The following is an 18,578-nucleotide window of genomic DNA, read 5'->3' on the forward strand; positions in this document are numbered from 1 at the left end:
GAGTCTTTCGACTGCAGACATGGTCTCGAGCTCCTTTGAGTCTCGTGTGGTGGGCTGGGCTCAGCCGACGTTCATTGCCGCAGCGAAGCAAGCGGGCGCAGGACGTCGACGAGCTCGCTCGTCCCGAAGCGGGACTCGCCCTTGCCGGGCTCGACGTCGATGGTAAGCGTCCGGTGAGCTACGTTCCCGGTTGAGTTGGCGTTCGGCTACACCTCGCTCGCATGCATGGCGAGCGACGCACGGCGGAAGACGTTGGTGGCGAGCCGTTGCGCGGCGTCGGGGCCACGACGGGAACAGGTACAGCAGATCGCGGATGTAGGCCCAGGGCGACATCCGCGGGGTGCTCACGCGCTGGACCCGTGCGGTGCTCACGTCGTGATTCATGCCCACATGTTCAAGGCCCGGGTGTCGCTGGTGTGCCTAGTCCTCGTCGCCGCCTGCGGCCCCACATCGCCGGGCATGAGCACGGAGGGGGGCGGCGAGTCGTCGACCGGTCCGTCAACCGGGACGAACGCCGAGCCGACCACCACCGGGAGCAGTGATGAGCCGGTCGCCTCGATCGCGTGGACGTACACACGCGACGGCGTTGCCAACGAGCGCGATGTGGCGTTCGGTGTCGCCGTCGACAAGGCCGGGCGGATCATCGTGGTCGGGGCGGAGACGGTCGAGAGCAAGGACGGTTTGATCATCGCGCTGTCACCCGAGGGCAAGGAACTATGGCGACGCACTTTTGACGGCGCCGAACGCGAGGACCATTCCTCGACGTCGTGCTCGACGATGACGGAAAGATCTTTGTCGCGGGTTCGGAGGAGGTCGCAGCCGAGGTGCGTACGTCGATCGTGCGCGCCTTCGACACGGAGAGCGGCGAGCTCTGGCGCTTCGCCGAGGAGCCCCGCCCCGGCCATGCGGATACCTCGGACCTCGCACTCGCCGATGGTGCGCTCTACTCGGTGGGCACAGATGGCCTCGAGGACGGCGGGGGCCTGTTCACCGTCCGTCGCCATGACCCCGTCACCGGCGGACTCGCATGGCGCACAGCCACCCAGGCCGGTTGGAAGGGGGCATACGGCACGGGGATCACGGCGACCGCTGAGCGAGTGGTTGGCGTCGGTTACGTGAGGGACGAGGACAGCCAGCAAGCGCTGATGGTCGTGCTCGACGCCGACGGCGCAATCCTCTCGGAGACGATCCAGCAGATCCCCCGAGGCTTTTGGAGTGACATTGTGCCGATCGGCGCGGCCGGTGACCTGATGCTCGTCGGCGGCACCTTCATGCCAGGCGTGATCAACCGCGATGTCATCGTGCGCCGCGTCGACGCGAATTTCGTCGAGCAGTGGTCCCACATTCACGATCACGAGATGCGGAGCCTGTCAATGACTATGAGACAAGGTGTTGGTCAGGTTGAGTGAGTGTGAGATTTCGCCGGCGTGGCAATCGGAGAATGGGCCGTCTGCGATACACCTGTCCGTATGGACATGGACGTCGTACTCGTGAAGGCCGCACTCGGAACGGCGCGGGGGGTTGATATAGACCGTGGCGGGAGGCCGTCGCGCACGCTCGACCTCACGATGGGCGACGGGCAGGAGCGACGACGGAGCCCGAGCTCGGATAGATCTCGACGGCCGCGCCAGCGCAACCCGTCGAGGCTCGTGCGTCGACGCTCGCGCCGATGCTCAGCGGTCCCCAGCGGGCAGCGCCTGGACCTCCAGGCTCGCGCACGCGGCCTCGAACACATCCACGAGCTTCGCATCGTCCATCGCCGCCTTTCCCTTCAGCTCGACCGCGAAGCCTCCTGAATCCACGTAGGCCAGGCACCGGGTCTCGACATAGCGGCTCGGTTCGGTCAGCGCGCTCTCGATCTCGAGGCTGAGGACGAATCGATGGTCACGATGCGCGTCGGTGATCACTCGCCGCACCTGGACATCGGGGACGCTCGTCTTCAGCGGGGTAATCACGCTGCGCTGGAGCACCTGCCGCATCGTGCTTGGTTCGAGGTTTTCTGCGCTGACGAGCACCTCCATGTACGGCAACTTGGCTCCCTCATTGACGGGCCGCAGCGTGACCTCGCCACGATCGCCGGGTTGCTGCGACCAGCCATCGGGAAGGCGCATCAGCACGGTCACCGGTGGCTTGCTCGAGATCGGGCGCGGCAGCGTCATGGTCAAGGTGCGATCGGCGGCAACCTGCGCGATGGCGGCCCCGTCACCCGCCGCCACGACCGGTGCGGCGCCTGCAACGACGACCGCAGTGACGGCAGTTCCGGTCGCTCTGGCCTCGATCGCTCTGGCCTCGCTCGATCGCTCGCCGCCGCGGTCCCGCGTGGCATCCGACCCGGAGGTGCACCCGACAAGGACGAGCAGAATGACAGCTCTCGGCACGGGCTCCGAATGTACGCGCGCGTGCCGCGATCTGTCGACAGCCGCGCTGCAGACCGCGACGCGTCGCCGCGAAGGCGTGCGGCACGAGCAGGGGAGAGATACCGGAGACGCTCGAGGTCCCGCGCGAGGCCGCCGACGGGCTCCGGCGGGCACGCCTCCTTGAGCGATACCCCGCTTGTTGCCAGAAACCGCCAGCGCACCAGTCCGCCGTCGACGCTGGCGAGCCCCTTGGGCGGCCCGCCTAGGCCACCCGTCCGGCCCGTCGATGCGGCGCGCGGCTCCGCCGCGGTGAGATCCTCGGGCTCCAGTGGTCGGACATCGCCCTCGAGCGGGCCTCGATGGTCACCACTTCGCGTGCGCTCCGGCCGGCCCAACAAGTCCTTCCGGACAGGTGATTCGACCCAGCGATGAGGCTCAGATCCGAGCACTTCAGCAACCTGCTAGCCCTGCGGGAAGCCGGTGTTGCACTCGGTCAGCGGGCCGGCGAAGCCGGTGTCGCCGGGCGGGTTGCCGCTGGCGAGGCCCGGGCCGGTGGCCAGGACGGGCGAGAGCGCGAGGGTGGCCGGGTCGGCGGCGAACACCTCGGCGTCGACGCTGAGCACGTAGAGCCGCGAGACCCCGTCGTCGAACAGCGGGCCGCCGAGCGAGTGGATGCCGTAGGTGCCGCCCATGCCGAGCATCGTGCCGGTGCCGGTGGTGTAATCGAGGTTGTAGATCGAGCCGGAATCGATGCCGAAGCCGGGGTTGTCGATGACGGCGCCCCGGGCGTCGATGCCGGGGCCCATGTCGTCGATGTCGGCCGAGACGGCGACCATGAGGTCGGTGATCACTTCATACGAGAGGTCGCCGGCGAGGTAGTCGCCGGTGAATCGCAGCAGGCGATTGCCGGTGTTGCTGACGTTGTCGAGGCCGGTGTCCATCAGGTAGATGCGGCCGTCGCAATCGGTGTAGAGCGCCTCGATGTAGATGCCGTCCGGCATGTCGCCGAGCATGACGACCTCGACGTCGCTGCCGTCGGTCGGCGGCGCGGGGATGTGGAACAGGCGGGTCTGGCCGTCGACCCCGCGCCCGCCGAGCAGCGAGCCGTCCGCGAGCATGGTCAGGCTGCACGAGTTGACGATGCCGGCGATCGTGGGATCGTTGACGATCGTGTGGGTGACGAGCTGCGCGACGGTGCCGTCGGCCGGGTTCAGCTCGATGTAGACCAGCAGATCTTCGACGGAGTACCACAGCTGCGGCAGCGGGAGCGGCGGCGGGGGCGGCATGTCGGGCAGGCTGCCGAGGTCGAAGATCGGGCCGCCGCCGGTGGTGCCGGTGGTGGTGCTGCCGGGGCCGGCGCTGGTGTCGTCGGTGGTGGCCTGCTGGGTCGTGCTGCCCGTGGGCTCCGTGGTCGTCGGCGTGGTGGCCTCGGTGGTGGAGGTGCCGGTGGGCGCGTCGCCGGTGACGGGGGCGGTCGCGGTGACGTCGCGCCCCGCCGGTGAACTGCACCCCAGCACCCACATCGTACCGACCACCGCCACGCCCCGCCGCATCGCCGTCCGCATGGGGACGATGATATGCGGGGCGGCGAGGCTCGTGCACGGCAAATTTCCGGGCATCGCTCGCGGCCGGTGCGCGGGCGCGGCATCGTTCGGGGCAGGCCCGCTCGGTCGGGGCCGGAGTACGATGAATCGCGCGGCTGCGCGTGGGTTCGAGGGATTCGCGGGGGGGCGAGCGCGGAGGTCGTCACGCGCCGGTGGCGATGCTGTGGACGGCCGCCAGCGCGACGTCGACGTCGGCGTACGAGTTCATGACGCCGGCGGCGAGGCGCACGAAGGAGACGGCGTAGGGGCTGCTGGTGGCGACGATCTTGCGCCCGTGCAGGCGGGCGACGACCTCGTCGGGTTCGAAGCCGTCGACCTCGAAGGCGACGATGCCGGCGGCGAGCGCGGGGTCCTGCGGGGTGTGGACGACGACGCCGGGGATCGCCGCCAGCCCGGCGCGGAGGATGTGGTTGAGCTCGGCGATCCGCGCGGCGACCTGCGGGCGGCCGAGCTGATGGTGGAAGGCGATCGCGTCGGGCACGGCGAAGAGGTGCTCGAAGGCGATGAAGCCGCCGGGCGAGACGTGCGAGGCCCGGGTCGGCGGAGCGGCGGTGCGATGGATCCACGCGTCCCAGATCGAGCGATCGGAAAAATCGAAGCTGGGGACGGTGGGCCGCAGCTTTGGCCAGGCGCCGGCACGGCCGGCGATGAAGCCGGTGCCACGCGGGGCGAGGAGCCACTTGTGCGCGCCGGCGACGAAGAAGTCGGCGCCCAGGACAGGGACGTCGACGTCCTCGACGCCGACGCCGTGGACGCCGTCGACGATCAGGAGGCAGCGATCGCCGGCGCCGCGGCCGGCGTTGGCCCGCGCGACGACCCGCGCCATCTCGGCGATCGGCAGCTTGAGGCCGGTCGAGGAGTGCACCCACGTGAGGCCGACGGCGCGCGTCCCGGGCCGGATCGCCCGCTCGAGCCGCGCGACCAACTCGGCGGTCGAGGTGGTTGCGGCGCCGCGCGGCATGTCGTGCAGGGCGATGAATCGCAGGCTGGCGCCCGTCTTTTCGACGGCCCGGCGGATCGACTCGTGGTGCGAATAATGGTCGTGCTCGGTGGTGAGGACCTCCTGCCCGGGCCGCAGGGACAGGCCGTTGTAGACGAGGGCGAGGCCGGTGGTGGTGTTCGGCACGAGGGCGAGGTCCTCGGCTCGCCCGCCGAGGTAGCCGGCGAGGGCGGCCTTCGTCCGCTCGAGCGGGTGATGATCGGCCACCGGGTCGAGCAAGGCGGACTCGAGCAACAAGGGGTTGGCGTCGAGCCGCCGTCGCCAGGCCTCGATCGCGTCGCGCACCGGCCGGGGGTGCGAGACGAGGAAGAAGCTGCTGAGGTGAATCCACGCCGGGTCGAGCGCGAACTGGCCGCGCACGGCCGACCAGTCGACGACGCCGTTCGCGTCGCGCAGGCGCGGGGGCAGCGGGGCGGCCGAGCCGTCGGTCGCTGCGGCGCCGGCGGCCACTCCGGCGGCGAGCAGGCCGAGGAACGAACGACGATGGAGCTGCATGACGAGCCTCCAGTGCGGCGAAGTCGCGCAGAGCGACTGTGCGGCGAGACGGGCTCCGGGGCGACGAGGTGCGCCGCACGAGCGGCCAGGACGGGCGAGCGGGTCGGCTGCGATCGGTGCGGTGAACAGGGTGGCGCCCGGCGCGGTGCGGCGGCACGGGCGCTCGACGCACGCGAGCGAGCGGCGAATGTGGATCGCCGGCCGAGCGATTCGGGCGAGCCGTCGTGTGCGAACGGGGGGCGACGAATGGGGCGAGGAATGCTCGGATGGCGGCGCGCGAGCGACGAGAGGATGCAGCGAGCGCCGCTCACTTCGGGCGCACGCCCTCGGGCCATTGCGTGCGGGCGTCGTGCTTCACGTCCGGCAACGACTTCGGCAACCGGGCGCGGCGCAGGTCGGCGCCGGAGAAGTCGGCGTATTGCAGGTCGGCGTCGCGCAGGTCGGCGTCGGTCAGGTCGGCGTCGCGCAGGTCGGCGTCGGTCAGGTCGGCGCGCTCGAAGCGGGCGCCCGAGAGCATCGCGCCGAGGCGGGCGCCGGTCAGCCTGGCGCCGGTGAAGATCGTCCGATAGCACTGTCCGCCGGTGAAGTCGGCGCCGCTCAAATCGGCGTTGCGGAACACGACGTCGAACACGTCGACGCCGCGCAGGTCGGCGCCGGCGAGGTTGGCCGCGGTGAAGTCGAACACCATCAGCGAGTCGGCGCGCAGGTCGACGCCGGCGAGGTCGAGGCCCTGCAGCGCGACCGGAAACCGCTCGCCGCCGAGCTCGTTGGAGCGGCGGCGCCAGGTGTTCCAGCGCTCGGCGGCTCGCTCCACCTCGCCGCGCAGGAGCGCCCTGGCCTCGGCGGCGGTCGGCCGGGGTCGCAGTCGTCGCGCTCCCGCCGCGACGGCGACCCGGGCCGCGCCGGCGCGCGAGGCGTGGCCCGGCGGCGTCAGCGGGCGTACCAGGCGACGATCTTCGGGTGCTGCGCGACCGCCCGCTCGACCCCGCCGAGGCGCGAGAATTCGGCGAACACGTCGCGCGGCACGTGGTCGACGGTGCCGGACGAGAACCACCGCGCAACCATGTAGAGCTTGAGGTCGGCGACGTGCAGCGTCTCGCCGGAGATGAAGGGACCGGGGCCGAGCTCGCCGAGGCGGCGCTCCACCGCGCGACCCCAGCGCTTGAGGAAGCCGCTGGCCAGCTCCTCGCGCGCCTTGACGCGCTCGGCGGGGTCCTGGATCCGCAGCACCGGTACGACGACCGCGCGCAGGTCCTCGGCGGCGTGCATGAGCTCCTCGTGCCGCGCGGCGATCCAGTTGTCGCGCGGGTGCAGGCCGTGCTCGCGGCCGATGTAGACGAGGATGGCGTTGCTCTGGGCGAGGACCCCGCGGCCCTCGACCTCGAAGGTCGGCAGTACACCGTAGGGGGTCTGCTCCTGGCGCGCGGGCCAGTCGGCGCTCTGGATCCGGTCGTCCTCGAAGGGGACGCCGGCGAGGTGCAGCGCGAGGCGGCACTCCTCGCCGCGGCTGCCGGGGAAGTCGAAGTAGCTCAGCTTGGGCATGGCCGGACCTTAAATTCGAAACCCGCCGGTCTGACCGGCCGCGAGCGCGCATGGTGCGGGCGAGCGGGCGGGTCGATCCGCGCGGGCCGGGGCGGCCGGTCAGGCGCCGGCGAGGCGCTGCTCGTGCGCGAGCAACCATTGTTTCGCCGCGAGGCCGCCGGCGTAGCCGGTCAGCGCGCCGCTGGAGGCGACGACGCGGTGGCACGGCAGGACGATCGACAGCGGGTTGCGGCCGTTGGCGGCCCCGACCGCGCGCACGGCGGTGGGCTGACCGATCTGGCGGGCCAGATCGGCGTAGCTGCGCTGCTCGCCGAACTCGATGGCCGCGAGGGCGCGCCAGACGGCGCGCTGAAATTCGGTGCCGCGCGGGTCGAGGGCGACGGTGAAGCGGCGGCGACGGCCGGCGAAGTACTCGTCGAGCTCGCGGGCGGCGAGGTCGAGGACGGGGGGGTGCTCGGCGTCCTCGCCGGCGTGCGCGGGGGCGGGGCGGTGCTCGGGGAAGTAAATGCCGACGAGGGCGAGGTCGCTGGCGACGAGGCGCAGCGGGCCGAGCGGCGAGGGCAGGATGCGCTGGACGAGGCGGGTCATGATTTTCAACCTCCGGAGGACGCGGTGCGCCACAGGTGCAGCACGCCGTAGGCGCGCCAGGGTCGCCAGGCGGCGGTGCGGGCCTCGGCGGCGCGGGTAGTGGTGACGTCGAGGGCGCGGCGGACCACGAGGTCGCCGCCGGGGAAGGCGTCGGGCCAGCGCAGCGCCCGCATGGCGATGTACTGGGCGGTCCACGGGCCGATCCCCGGCAGGGCCTCGAGCGCGGCGATCGCCCCGGCCGGATCTGCCCCGAGGGACAGGTCGAGGCGGCCCTCGGCGAGCGCGCCGGCGAGGGCGACGAGGGTGCGGGCGCGCTGCTCGGGCAGGCCGATCGCGCGCACGTCGGCGACCGTGGCCGCGGCGAGGTCGGCGGGCGCGGGGAACACCGCCGTCAGGCCCGGCAGTGACTTCGGGACAGGTCGGCCGAAGCGCGCGACCAGGCGGGCGCACAGGGTGGTGGCGGCGCGGACGGACACCTGCTGGCCGAGGACGGCCCGCGCGGCCAGCTCGAAGCCGTCGAACGCGCCGGGGACGCGCAGGCCGGGGTGGGCATCGACGCTGGCCCGAAGGACAGGATCGCGTCGCAGGTGGGCGGCGATCGTGTCGGGGTGGGCGTCGAGGTCGAACAGGCCGCGCAGGCGGGCGACGATCGCCATGAGGTGCGGGGCGAGCGACAGCGCGACGCGCACGCGCAGGGCCGGACGCGCGGGGTCGGAGCTGACGCGGAGCCAGCCGACGCGATCGCCGAGCGCGACGACGCGGGTGTATGCGCCCTCGTCGTCGACGTGCTCGACGCCGGCGACCTCGCGCCCGCGCACGAACGTGAGCAGCGCGGGCCAGTCGAGCGGCGGGCGGTAGTCGAGGCGCAGATCGATGGCGTCGCCGCTCGCGGCCTCGCCGCCCTCGCGGCGGAGGGCCGACGGCGGCCGACCGAAGCGCTGCTGCACGAGCGCGTTGAAGCGACGCACGCTGGCGAAGCCGGCCGCGAACGCGACCTCCGCCGGCGGCAGCGCGGTGTCCTGCAGCAGCTGCTTGGCCAGCGCGAGCCGCCGCGTCTGCGCCAGCTCGATCGGCGTGGCGCCGAGCTCCGCCTCGAGCGCGCGCCGCAGGTGCCGGCCGCTGACGCCGAGCCGCTGCGCGAGCCCGTCGACCGAGCCGTCGTTGAGGTCGCCGGCGTCGATGCGGGCCAGCGCGGCGGTCGCCAGCCGCGACAGCGAGTCGACCGCGGCGCGCCCGGGGGCGAGCTCGGGCCGGCAACGGAAACAGGCACGAAAGCCGGCCCGCTCGGCCTCGGCCGGCCGGCGGAAGAACTGGCAGCGCCCGCGCCCCGGGGTGCGGGCGGGGCAGATCGGCCGGCAGTAGATGCCGGTGGTGGTGACGCCGACGAAGAAGACGCCGTCGAAGCGGCGGTCGCGGGCGCACAGGGCGTCGTAGCAGGCGGCGGGGTCGAGCTCCACGTGGCCGGTGTAGCGCGCCGGCGGGCGGCCGTCTCGCCGTTTTCGGACGTCGCCGCAACAACGCGGCGCACGGGCGACCGGGGCGGGTTTGGTGGCCGACGCGCGGCAGGACGGGGGCGCAAGGCGGGCGCGACCGCCACCGGGACGCCGTCGCCCTCGTCTGCCGCGAGACCGACGCCGTGCTCGCGCCCGCTGCTGCTATTCGCCGGCCGGGTTGAATTCCGTCACGATCAGCATGGACGGTCCAGCCCCATCCCGAACCACGGGCTCGACGTCGATCTGGGCGCAGTCGCGATCGGAACGTCTCCGTTCTCGTCCCACATCGGTTGCAGGTGCGAGTTCAGGTCGGAGATCCGACCGATCGGACGGGACGTCCGCCGAGGCCCCGTCACTGGTGCGCCAGCGCGAACGTGACGGACACGTTCGCCTGCACGCGGATCCGTCCGGTCGCCACGGTGTCGCTGATCTGCGGGGTCGAGTCGTTCGTCAGGGCGAAGTTGTTCATGACGGGAGGACGCCAGGTGTCGAGGGCGACCTCGTCGACGCGCAGCGGCTCGCCCAGCACCTGGCCGAGCGCTTCGGCCATCGCCGCGGCCTTGTCGCGCGCGGCCTGGACCGCGAGCACGCGCGCCTCGGCCCGCTTCTCGCGCACGGCGCTGCTGTGGAACTGCACGCGGTCGACCCGGTTGGCGCCGGCCGCGAGCATGTCGTAAAGGACAGGTTCGACGTCGTCGAGGTCGTGCAGCGTCACCACCAGGCTGCGCGTGGCCTGGTAGCCGACGATCTTGCGGTGCTCGTAGTTGTCGTAGCGCGGCTGCAGCGACAGCTCTTGCGTCTGCACGTCGCTCTCGGGGATCGATCTGCGGGCGACCACGTCGAGCAGGGCGGCGGCCCGCTGGCGGCTGTCGTCGCGCGCCTGCTTGAGGTCGGGGGCCTGGAGGTCGAAGCCGATCGTCAGCTCGAAGGTGTCGGGGGCGGTGAGGATCTCGGCGGCGCCCGAGACGGTGATCGTGCGCCCGGGCACCGGGGTCGCAGCCGGGTCGCCGGGCGACCAGGCGAGCACGGCGGGTGACTCGCGCGGGCAGGGCGGGGGCTGACAGCCGGCGAGCGCGAGGAGGACGAGCGTCAAGCGATGCATGGCCTCAGCGTAGGCGGGCGCGCGGGCGCCGATTGTAAGAGCTCGGTCAATTCGCAAGATGGCCGCGCTCTCCGGTCGTGGAGACGGGGAGCAGCCGGTGGCGGGGAGCGGCAGCGATGGACGAGGCGCCCGCGGTCACGCCTGCGGGCGGACCTCGGTGGCGCCGCGCACGAGCAGCTCGTCGAGCAGCGCGAACAAAGCCGTGTTCTCGAGCACGGAGGTGTGACTGCCGGCCAGCCGCGGGACCGCGCGCCGCAGCTCGGCCCGGAACGCCGACGCGCTGAGGAGGCCGCTGGCGCGCAGATCAGCGGCGAGGGCGGGGAAGCTGCGCTCGCCGGCGAGGGCGGCGAACAGGTTGTGGAAGCGCGGGTCGCTGCCGAGCGCGCGGCGATCGCCGAGGATCGCCCGCTGGAAGCGGACGAGGTCGGCGTCGTCGAGGTCGCCGAGGGTGCAGATCTTGTCGTCGGGGAGGCCGGCGCCGCGCTGGTCGGCCTCGAGGTGATGCACGCGAAAATGGGCCGGCAAGGCGACGCCGTGCAGGCGCGTGAGCACGACGCTGTTGGAGACCATGTCGACCCAGGCCCGCTGGCGTCGCCACAGGTTGCGCAGGTCGAGGCGCGGGGCGCAAAAGCCCGACCACGGGGTGTCGACGGCCAGCACATCGATCGCGGCGAAGTCGGCGGCGCAGGGCGCTTCGAGGCGGACGCCGGCGCGCACGGCCTCGGCGCTGCCGCGCACGCGGACCTTGCCCCGGCGCAGCTGGCGGTGGGTGAAGCGCGGGAACCACCGCGGATCGACGAGCGAGTTGAGGGCGCAGCGAGCGACGATGCCGCCCATCGAGTGCGCGACGATCACGACCGCCGGCCGCGGCGCCTGACAGGCGAGCTGCGCCAGGGCGCGCGCGAGATCGTCGCCGCTGCGATCGAGGTAGCGGCCGAGGTCGTCGTACAAGAACAGGTACGGCTGGACATCGCCCGCCGCCAGCGCCCGCTCCGCCAGCGCCCGCAGCTCGCCGGGGTGCCCGTGGATCCCGTGGACCAGCACCAGCGGCCGCAAGCTCGCGCGCGGAGGACCGTAGGGCGCGAGCACGCCGCAACCGGCGTGCGCGGCCAGCCGCGCCCGCTCGCGCGACTCGCCGAGATCGTCGGGGCCCAGTGGATCGAGCGACAACACGGACGCTTCTCCTCGCAGCAAGCGTGCGAGCATCCCGGCGGCGCGCCGCGGCTGCGAGGGGGCGAGGCGATCGCCGTCACGCGCCGACTTGCGGCGCGCCGCCCGGCGGTCTCGAGGTCCCGCGACTTCTCTTCGAACAGAGTCGCGCGGTCGGCTGGGGTGGTCGCCGGGACGCGGCGATCACAGGGCATGGCGAAGAGGCGTGTCGTTGTAGACATGCTCAAAGGAGCATGTTTTGGCGGACAGGCCAGCTAAGACATATCCTGGAGGACATGCCCCCTCGAGCAGCTACTTCAGCGTGAGCGTGACCCCGTCCGCGCCGACGCAGGTCGGCTCGCAGTCGGGGCCGTTGGGCTGGGACTCGGAGTAATTCGGCGAGTACTGGCCCTCGCCGAGCAGCGCGCCGTCCTGGAGGACCTGGACCGCGACGGACTTGGGGGCGCGGCCCTGCTGGAACTCGAGGTTGCCGAGCTTGTGCTGCGACGGGTCGAGCGCGCAGCCTTCGAGGCCGAGGATCAGCTGCGACGACTGCGGGCACGCGGGGGGCGCGTCGCACTGCAGCGGCAGCGTCGCGGCGCACTCGATCGTCTCGCCGTCGGCGACCACCGTGACCGTGTATTCGCCGGCGGTCCAGGCGGCGCGCTGCAGCGCGATCTGGAACGTGCTGCCGCAGCCGATGAGCGTACACGCTTGCGAGTCGCAGCCGGCCGACGGCAGGCTGGCGAGCGCGGTTGCGAGGAGGATCTTCCGGAGCATGATGACGCGATGGTAGCACTCGCGCAGCGGACCGCTCGGGCGCGCGCGAGGCCGGGCGGACACTCGTTCGACACCGGCGCCGCGAAGCGCGACACGGGTCGCGTGGGCCTCACGCGTCGGCGCGGCCACGGGCGACGCGAGGTCGAGGGCGCGAAGCGACGCGCGCAGCGTGGGCTGCGCGTCGCGGTATCGCGCGCCGGGCTCGCAGAACGCCGTAGGCGGACGCGGGGCTGTTCGCTATGGTCGAGCGCCGCCGCTGGCCGCTGCGCTCATGCTCAAGATCCGTCGTCCGCAGATCGAGGCCCTGGCGAACCTGTCGCGGCGGCGGTTCGTCGCGGCGGCGGTCGTCCACCTCCGCGACGCCCACCCCGAGCGCTGGGCCGAGGCGACGGACGAGGTCGCGGGCGCATGGGTCGAGCGGCGGCTGGCTCGCGGGCTGCAGCTCGGGCTCGTCGAGGAGGTCTCGCTGCTGCGCCACCTCGAGGTCGCGTCGCGCTTCGACGAGCGGTTCGCCGACTCCGACGACGCGATCGGCGTGCTGCACAACCTCGACGAGCTGCAGACGTGGCCCGAGCCGATGGAGCTGCTCGCCAGCCTGTACGGGAGCCCGGCAGAGACATGACCCAAAGACCAGCCCCGAGACCCGCGCCCCGCAAGACGCCGCCGCCCGCCCTGAAGAGCAAGGCCGGTCAGCCGGCCAACGCCCCGTGCGCGACCTGCCAGAAGCAGCAGCCGCGCAAGGTCCCGCCGTGCGACTTCGACAAGCTCGAGTTCAGCTGCAAGCACTGCGGCGTGCCCGACAAGCGGGAGATCGCCAGCGTCGCGTTCTGGCTCGACCAGGGGCGCGGCAAGATCATGACCAACCAGAAGCACTCGCCGAACAAGCGCAACCCGGCGGTGACGGACAGGTTCGAGGTCATCGATCCCGACACGATCAAGGTCAAGGCCTCCGGCGGCCCCGGCTACTCGCCCGGGCACCCGGCGTTGACGATCCAGCCGCCGATGAGCCTCGGCCCGGTGAAGGTGCTGCGCGGGCCGGTCCACGAGGTCGCGGTCTCGTACGAGCCCAACTGGTTCAAGAACCGGCTCGCCAACGTCACGCGCATCGGCTTCTTCGCCGGGCTGCGGCAGTTCTTCTTCCCGCCGCCGGCGGTGTGGGTGTTCACGATGGCGGCCTGCGGGGCCCGCCCGGCGCCGCAGCGGAAGGCGTTCTACTCCTGGAAGCACAAGGTCGCGGTCTACCCGCCCGACATCTTCAAGATCGGCCTCAGCTTGCCGTCGGTGCGCAAGCGGGAGAAGGCCAGCTCGTGGGGTAAAGAGGGCAAGGTCAGGTACGACAACACCTCGAGCTCCGACACGCGCGGCCTGGCCCGCACGTCGCAGTCGACCAAGGAGGAGATGCGGACGAGCGGCAACACCGAGCTGTATCGCCGCACCGAGTCGGTCGGCAACAAGCACGGCACGGTGACGCAGACCCAGCAGCTCGGCACGATCCGCGGCCGCGACTACTCGTCCGACAAGTACGAGGCCAGCGACGCGCCCGACGGCCGCGCGCTGGCGACGGCCAAGAGCTTCACGTTCACGCGCAACGGCAAGGACTGGACGCAGTCGTTCAAGGCCGCCGAGTTCATCGAGTTCCTGATGAACCTGCGCAAGCAGATCCTCGGGCTCATCGAGTTCTTCAAGGCGCTCGGCAACAAGATGCCGAAGATCGGCTGGACCTTCTCGGTCGAGGTCGAGGTGTTCGCCGGCAGCCTCGAGTACGAGTGGGGCTACAAGGAGTGGCCGAAGAACCACACCGTCTATAAATACTACAAGGTCGAGGTGGCGCTGACGCTGGTGTCGGCGAAGGCCGAGATCGCGTTCGGCCTCGAGCTGCTGAGCGCGAAGGCCCAGGTGTACGGCGCGGTGACCGGCGAGCTCAAGCTGACGTTCTCGCGCGAGGCCAACCCCGACCGCACCGGCCCGGCCGGGACGGTGTCGGTGCCGCCGTCGGTCGGCGGCGAGATCGGGGTCCGCGGCGCGCTCGGCGATTGGGTGGAGGTGGTCGGCAAGATCAACGCCGGCTTCGAGGGCGCGGCGACGATGGAGCTGGGCCCGTTCTCCCTCAAGGCCAACTTCGACCTGGCCCCCGGCAAGGGCACCTTCACCGCCAAGAGCAAGCTCTTCTTCAGCGTGACCAAGCAGGCCACGCTGTGGGAGAAGCGGCCGATCTGGGCCCGCACCATCCTGTGACGATCCCCGTGTCCACCGTCGATTATCTCAACGTCTCGATCCACGGCTACGCCTGCGAGGTGTTCGTCAACCGCGCGCCGATCCTGCGCACCCCGGTCGACGCGCCGTACACCGCGATCCCGTCGGTCAGCGAATGGCTGGTCGGCGGCGACAACGAGATCGCGGTCCGCATCGACGCGATCGCGCCGCCGGCGGCGACCGCCGACCCCCTGTCGCCGCGCCGGCTGATCGTCCAGCGCTGCGTCGGGCCGCTCGGCGAGATCGTGCCCGCGGGCGAAGATCAGCCGATCGACGGCCTCACCTACGCGCCGGCGCCCGACGACCCGACGCCGACGCTGCCGCTGCGGATCGCCTACGAGTTCCGCCTGCCGCAGGGGCCGACGTGGGCCTGGCAGACGGCGGCGAGGCTGTCGCTCGACGCGGCGACCACCGCCGAGCTGCTGATGTTCCTCGACGCGCTGCACGCCGACCTGGTGTTCGGCGACATCCCGGGGCTGCTGTCGCGCCAGCGGATCAAGTTCGCCGAGCTGGCGCCGCTCTACGGCATGACGCCCGCGTCGGCGCGCGCGGGGCTGTTGCAACAATTCACCGAGTTGTCGAAGGACGGCGCGTGGACGGTCGAGCCGCTGCGCCCGGACGACGTGGTGCTGCACCTGTGCTGCGACGGCCGCGTGGTCGAGCCCCGCACCCGCGACGACCGCCCGGTGCTGCGCGGGCAGGCGGCCGACGGCAACGCGTGGTCGCTGCCGGTGTTCATCAGCCGCGTCGACGGGATGTTCGAGGTGGTGCGGTAGGCGGGACGGCCGAGGGCGTGCAGCGCTCGAAGCAGAGCTCGCGCGTGAGCGGCCGGAGCTCATGAATGCCTCTTGGGCTGTTCTGACCGATCCACGTGTCCATCGGCGAATGGTCGCGTGGCTGGAAATGCTTCCGATTCCCAGCGGGGGAACCCGTGGTGCGGAACCACCAAGTGGGGGCTCGAGGCGCTCGCGGGGGCGCGGTAATCGAGCGATGACGGCGGGGGCGTGCAGCGCTCGAGCACGTCGTGCTCGTCGGCAAAGGGCGAGATGGGGCAGTCGTCGTGGCGTACTCGCTGCCGCGCATGAAGAGCCGCTGCTCCTGCGAGGTGCAGCCGTCGTTGTGTTTTCGAGCGCGTGAAGACGAGCCGATCGGCTGATCGGGCTTTGCATGGGCTGCATCGGCAGACGAACGAATCTCGGCTCTGCCTTGGCTAGCATCCGCCGCGATGCACGTACGCAGCCTCGTGGCGCTCGTCCCTGTCGCAACCGTCGTCGCCTGCGGCGATCCGGACTCCTCGGCGACGATCGGCGCGACGACCACGACGGGCGCTTCCACGACGGGTGCTTCCACGGCCGCGGAGACCGGCGTCCCGACGACCGCCGGCGAGAGCCCGACCGAGGCCAGCACCGGCGACGACAGCAGCGACGGCACGACCGGCAGCGTGCCGCCCCCGCCGCCGATGCACGGCTTGCGGGCGGAGTATTTCGCCACCTACATCGATCCGGTGCTGTCGCGCATCGACCCCGGGCTCGATTTCGTCTGGGGTCTCGACGCCCCCGATCCCTCGCTGCCGCCGGATCGCTACTCGATCCGCTGGACCGGCTCCCTGCTCGCGCCCGCGACCGGGACCTACAAGATCATCACCGAGACCGACGACGGCGTCCGCGTGTGGGTCGACGGCGCGCTGGTGATCGACGACTGGACCCCGCACTACGTCACCCGCAACGAGGCGACGGTCGAGCTCGCGGCCGGCGTGCCGACGCCGATCCGCGTCGACTACTTCGAGATCGACATCGAGGCGTCGGCCCGGCTGCTGTGGTCGAGCGATGCCATCCCCGAGCAGGTCATCCCGATCGACCATCTGCTCGCCGCCGACCCTTCCGACGAGCTCGGCCCGCCCAAGCCCCCGTACGGCAACCCAGTTTACCCGCACGATTGCCCCGACCCCGGGCTCCTCGGCGTCGAGCAGGTCGACGGGCCCCACTTCTACATGGTCTGCACCGGCGGCTCGTTCCCGATCCGCCACTCGCGTGACCTCGTGCTGTGGAGCGACACCGGCGCCGCCGTGCTGCCCAACGGGAAGCCCGCGTGGGCCGCCAACGGCAACCGCAACTGGGCGCCCGAGCTGCACCGCGTCGGCGACCGGTACATCGCGTACTTCACCACCGTCAACGGCGCCAACGTGCTCAGCATCGGCGCGGCGTATGCCGACGATCCGCTCGGGCCCTACGTCGAGACCGCCGGCCCGCTCGTCGAACATCCGCTCGGGGTGATCGACGCCAGCTACTACGAGGATTCCGGCACCCCCTACCTCTTGTATAAAATCGACGGCAATTCGAAGGGCGAGCCGACGCCGATCATCATCCGCCAGCTCACCCACGACGGCCTGGCGTTCGCCGGCGACGAGGTGCAGATCCTGACGAACGACCCCAATTCCTGGGAGGGCGGGGTCGTCGAGGCGCAGTGGCTCGTCCGGCGCGACGATTATTATTATTTGCTGTACAGCGGCAACGTCTACGATCACCGCTACCGCACCGGCGTCGCGCGCTCGGCGAACCTGTTCGGGCCGTATGAAAAGCTGGGCCCGCCGATTCTTACCAACAACGAGCGATGGGTCGGCCCCGGCCACGGCACCTTGCTGCCGGTCGGCGGCTACGATTATTTCATTTATCACGCGTGGACGAACGCCGGCGACGGCACGCACGACGGCGGCGCCGGCCGGCAGGTGCTCGTCGACCGCGTGGTGTGGGAGAACGGCTGGCCGCGGATCCACGACGGCTCGCCGAGCCGCACGCTGCAGGCCTGGCCCGGCGAGCCTTGAGGGCCGGGGGTCGGCATCCCGAGGCCCGACCACCGCGGCGAGCTCGGTCGGGTGCCGACGTGGAGGCCGGGGCAAGAAAACGAAGGTAAACCGACGACCCGAACCGTCGTGCGAACTTCCATCGCCGCTCCAGGGGCGTTCGTGTCCGCAGTCGCTTCGCGCGAGCTCGCGTCCGGTTGAAGCGCCGCGGGGGAGATGCGATGGTGGAGAGGATGCGAACGGTTCTGTGCGTGGTGTTGGTGGCGCTCGGGTGCGGGAGCAAGGACGATGGGACGGCCTCGGGGAGCGGGGGCTCGAGCACGGGCGGCGCGACGATGGGCGGGTCGACGTCGACGGGCGGCGGAGCGACCGATTCGTCGGGGACGTCGGGTCCGACGACCGGCGACACGGAGACCACCGGCGACTCGGGGACGACCGGCGACACGGGGGCCACCGGCGACACGACGGGCGGGTCGACGACGGGCGGCGGCGATCGGGTGTGCGAGCAGTTCTGCGGCCGGATGATCGAGTGCGGGCTCGACGCGGCGTTCGGCGGGTGTCCCTGCGAGGTGACCGGTCCGATGTGCGCCACGAAGTGGGAAGAGGCGACGCAGTGCTTCGAGGCGGCGACCTGCACCGAGCTGCAGGACGAGGCCCACCCGTGTTGGGAGCGGTTCGTCGCGGCGATCGATCAGTGCTAGGCCGCCGCGCCCTGCTCGCCGAGCAGGCGCTCGAGGCCGTCGAGCAGGAGGTCGAGGCCGAACGTGAAGTCTTGCAGGCCGTCGTGTTTGCCGGCGATGACGAGCTGGGACAGCGCGTGCATGTGCGGGTACTGCTCGGGCGGGATGAGGGGCAGGAACTGCTGGGCGGCGGCGGCGTACTCGCCCGGCGCGAGCGGGAAGTTCAGCTCCTGCAGCGTGAAGCCGTAGATGTGGCTGTCGATCGCGTTCCAGGCCCGGTCGGCCAGCGCGTAGGAGAAGCCGGCGGCGTGCAGGCAGCCGAGCGTCGCGTCGACGTAGCGGCGCATCGCCGGGCCGATGTTGAGGCGGGAGACGACGAGCTGCGGGGCCCAGCGGTGGCGTAGCAGCACCGCGTGGGCCGAGACCGCGCGCCTGCGGATCGCCGCCTTCCAGTCGCCGCCGACCTCCGGCGCCTCGATCTCGCCGACCACGAGGTCGACCATGCCGTCGAGCACGTCGTCCTTGCTCTCGACGTGGTTGTAGAGCGACATCGCCTCGACCCCGAGCGCCTGCGCGAGCCTGCGCATCGACAGCGCCGCCAGGCCCTCCTCGTCGGCGAGCTCCACCGCCGCCCGCAGGACCCGCTCGCGGCTCAGCGGCTCCCGTCGGGCCGGCTTCCCGCGGCCGGCCTTGCGGCCGGACGACTTCTTGCTTGACATACTTACGCTGTAAGCT

At 71.6% G+C, this 18,578-nt stretch carries 18 protein-coding genes; 6 read left to right on the forward strand and 12 right to left on the reverse strand.

Translation table 11 applies throughout. The annotated features are described in order from the left end of the window. Positions 1 to 380 precede the first annotated feature (380 nt). Positions 381 to 674 (reverse strand): hypothetical protein, encoded by a 294-nt coding sequence (locus tag NAEX_RS29530; protein ID WP_143140385.1) that lies wholly within the window; start codon positions 672 to 674, stop codon positions 381 to 383. 93 nt (positions 675 to 767) lie between these two features. Here NAEX_RS29530 and NAEX_RS29535 point away from each other — a divergent pair, with 93 nt between their 5' ends. Then, the gene (locus NAEX_RS29535) at positions 768 to 1,409 is read left to right on the forward strand and encodes a hypothetical protein (protein WP_096330822.1); all 642 of its coding nucleotides are present in this window, start codon (positions 768 to 770) and stop codon (positions 1,407 to 1,409) included. A gap of 264 nt (positions 1,410 to 1,673) precedes the next feature. Here the strand turns inward: NAEX_RS29535 and NAEX_RS29540 are convergent, their stop codons facing one another. The 10 genes from NAEX_RS29540 to NAEX_RS29585 all read right to left on the reverse strand — a co-directional run bounded on the left by NAEX_RS29540 (position 1,674) and on the right by NAEX_RS29585 (position 12,110). Then, positions 1,674 to 2,378 carry a hypothetical protein gene (locus NAEX_RS29540; protein ID WP_096330823.1) on the reverse strand — a complete coding sequence of 235 codons (705 nt, stop codon included), beginning with the start codon at positions 2,376 to 2,378 and terminating at the stop codon, positions 1,674 to 1,676. Between the two features lie 440 nt (positions 2,379 to 2,818). Further along, the gene (locus NAEX_RS29545; protein ID WP_096330824.1) at positions 2,819 to 3,922 is read right to left on the reverse strand and encodes a hypothetical protein; all 1,104 of its coding nucleotides are present in this window, start codon (positions 3,920 to 3,922) and stop codon (positions 2,819 to 2,821) included. A gap of 181 nt (positions 3,923 to 4,103) precedes the next feature. Beyond that, positions 4,104 to 5,456 carry an aminotransferase class V-fold PLP-dependent enzyme gene (locus NAEX_RS29550; protein WP_096330825.1) on the reverse strand — a complete coding sequence of 451 codons (1,353 nt, stop codon included), beginning with the start codon at positions 5,454 to 5,456 and terminating at the stop codon, positions 4,104 to 4,106. 307 nt (positions 5,457 to 5,763) lie between these two features. After that, a complete protein-coding gene (locus tag NAEX_RS29555) occupies positions 5,764 to 6,270 on the reverse strand; it encodes a pentapeptide repeat-containing protein (RefSeq protein WP_096330826.1) in 507 nt (168 codons plus the stop codon). Positions 6,271 to 6,386: 116 nt separating this feature from the next. After that, on the reverse strand, positions 6,387 to 6,998 hold the full coding sequence (locus NAEX_RS29560; protein WP_096330827.1) for a glutathione S-transferase family protein: 612 nt from the start codon (positions 6,996 to 6,998) through the stop codon (positions 6,387 to 6,389). A 99-nt stretch (positions 6,999 to 7,097) separates the two neighbouring features. Then, complete coding sequence (locus NAEX_RS29565) at positions 7,098 to 7,586, reverse strand: methylated-DNA--[protein]-cysteine S-methyltransferase (RefSeq protein WP_096330828.1); 489 nt, start codon at positions 7,584 to 7,586, stop codon at positions 7,098 to 7,100. 5 nt (positions 7,587 to 7,591) lie between these two features. Beyond that, the gene (locus NAEX_RS29570) at positions 7,592 to 9,043 is read right to left on the reverse strand and encodes a DNA-3-methyladenine glycosylase 2 (RefSeq protein WP_096330829.1); all 1,452 of its coding nucleotides are present in this window, start codon (positions 9,041 to 9,043) and stop codon (positions 7,592 to 7,594) included. 388 nt (positions 9,044 to 9,431) lie between these two features. Then, entirely contained in the window at positions 9,432 to 10,181 is a 750-nt protein-coding gene (locus tag NAEX_RS29575) for an SIMPL domain-containing protein (RefSeq protein ID WP_096330830.1), read from the reverse strand. 135 nt (positions 10,182 to 10,316) lie between these two features. Continuing rightward, the gene (locus NAEX_RS29580; protein WP_096330831.1) at positions 10,317 to 11,354 is read right to left on the reverse strand and encodes an esterase/lipase family protein; all 1,038 of its coding nucleotides are present in this window, start codon (positions 11,352 to 11,354) and stop codon (positions 10,317 to 10,319) included. 288 nt (positions 11,355 to 11,642) lie between these two features. Continuing rightward, positions 11,643 to 12,110, reverse strand: a complete 468-nt coding sequence (locus NAEX_RS29585) for a hypothetical protein (RefSeq protein WP_143140387.1) — start codon at positions 12,108 to 12,110, stop codon at positions 11,643 to 11,645. A 271-nt stretch (positions 12,111 to 12,381) separates the two neighbouring features. Here NAEX_RS29585 and NAEX_RS29590 point away from each other — a divergent pair, with 271 nt between their 5' ends. The 5 genes from NAEX_RS29590 (at position 12,382) to NAEX_RS29610 (ending at position 17,864) form a co-directional block, all read left to right on the forward strand. After that, positions 12,382 to 12,732 (forward strand): hypothetical protein, encoded by a 351-nt coding sequence (locus NAEX_RS29590; RefSeq protein WP_096330833.1) that lies wholly within the window; start codon positions 12,382 to 12,384, stop codon positions 12,730 to 12,732. Further along, positions 12,729 to 14,345 carry a hypothetical protein gene (locus NAEX_RS29595; RefSeq protein WP_096330834.1) on the forward strand — a complete coding sequence of 539 codons (1,617 nt, stop codon included), beginning with the start codon at positions 12,729 to 12,731 and terminating at the stop codon, positions 14,343 to 14,345. Before NAEX_RS29590 ends, NAEX_RS29595 begins: the two co-directional genes overlap by 4 nt. A gap of 8 nt (positions 14,346 to 14,353) precedes the next feature. Next, positions 14,354 to 15,139, forward strand: a complete 786-nt coding sequence (locus NAEX_RS29600; protein WP_143140388.1) for a hypothetical protein — start codon at positions 14,354 to 14,356, stop codon at positions 15,137 to 15,139. Positions 15,140 to 15,588: 449 nt separating this feature from the next. Further along, the gene (locus tag NAEX_RS29605; RefSeq protein WP_096330836.1) at positions 15,589 to 17,184 is read left to right on the forward strand and encodes a family 43 glycosylhydrolase; all 1,596 of its coding nucleotides are present in this window, start codon (positions 15,589 to 15,591) and stop codon (positions 17,182 to 17,184) included. A gap of 212 nt (positions 17,185 to 17,396) precedes the next feature. Next, positions 17,397 to 17,864: a hypothetical protein gene (locus NAEX_RS29610; RefSeq protein WP_143140389.1), complete on the forward strand. Its 468-nt coding sequence runs from the start codon at positions 17,397 to 17,399 to the stop codon at positions 17,862 to 17,864. Here NAEX_RS29610 and NAEX_RS29615 read toward each other — a convergent pair. Next, positions 17,861 to 18,562 (reverse strand): TetR/AcrR family transcriptional regulator, encoded by a 702-nt coding sequence (locus tag NAEX_RS29615; protein ID WP_096330838.1) that lies wholly within the window; start codon positions 18,560 to 18,562, stop codon positions 17,861 to 17,863. The two genes, NAEX_RS29610 and NAEX_RS29615, sit on opposite strands and share 4 nt — an antisense overlap. Positions 18,563 to 18,578: the final 16 nt, after the last annotated feature.

This window comes from Nannocystis exedens (genome assembly GCF_002343915.1).
Classification (GTDB): Bacteria; Myxococcota_A; Polyangia; order Nannocystales; family Nannocystaceae; genus Nannocystis; species Nannocystis exedens.

Bases quoted from the DNA above. Each gene is read 5' to 3' on its own strand.
- NAEX_RS29545 (WP_096330824.1), bottom strand. From the start codon at position 3,922: ATGCGGACGGCGATGCGGCGGGGCGTGGCGGTGGTCGGTACGATGTGG.
- NAEX_RS29550 (WP_096330825.1), bottom strand. From the start codon at position 5,456: ATGCAGCTCCATCGTCGTTCGTTCCTCGGCCTGCTCGCCGCCGGAGTG.
- NAEX_RS29560 (WP_096330827.1), bottom strand. From the start codon at position 6,998: ATGCCCAAGCTGAGCTACTTCGACTTCCCCGGCAGCCGCGGCGAGGAG.
- NAEX_RS29565 (WP_096330828.1), bottom strand. From the start codon at position 7,586: ATGACCCGCCTCGTCCAGCGCATCCTGCCCTCGCCGCTCGGCCCGCTG.
- NAEX_RS29575 (WP_096330830.1), bottom strand. From the start codon at position 10,181: ATGCATCGCTTGACGCTCGTCCTCCTCGCGCTCGCCGGCTGTCAGCCC.
- NAEX_RS29585 (WP_143140387.1), bottom strand. From the start codon at position 12,110: ATGCTCCGGAAGATCCTCCTCGCAACCGCGCTCGCCAGCCTGCCGTCG.
- NAEX_RS29590 (WP_096330833.1), top strand. From the start codon at position 12,382: ATGCTCAAGATCCGTCGTCCGCAGATCGAGGCCCTGGCGAACCTGTCG.
- NAEX_RS29595 (WP_096330834.1), top strand. From the start codon at position 12,729: ATGACCCAAAGACCAGCCCCGAGACCCGCGCCCCGCAAGACGCCGCCG.
- NAEX_RS29605 (WP_096330836.1), top strand. From the start codon at position 15,589: ATGCACGTACGCAGCCTCGTGGCGCTCGTCCCTGTCGCAACCGTCGTC.
- NAEX_RS29610 (WP_143140389.1), top strand. From the start codon at position 17,397: ATGCGAACGGTTCTGTGCGTGGTGTTGGTGGCGCTCGGGTGCGGGAGC.
- NAEX_RS29615 (WP_096330838.1), bottom strand. From the start codon at position 18,562: ATGTCAAGCAAGAAGTCGTCCGGCCGCAAGGCCGGCCGCGGGAAGCCG.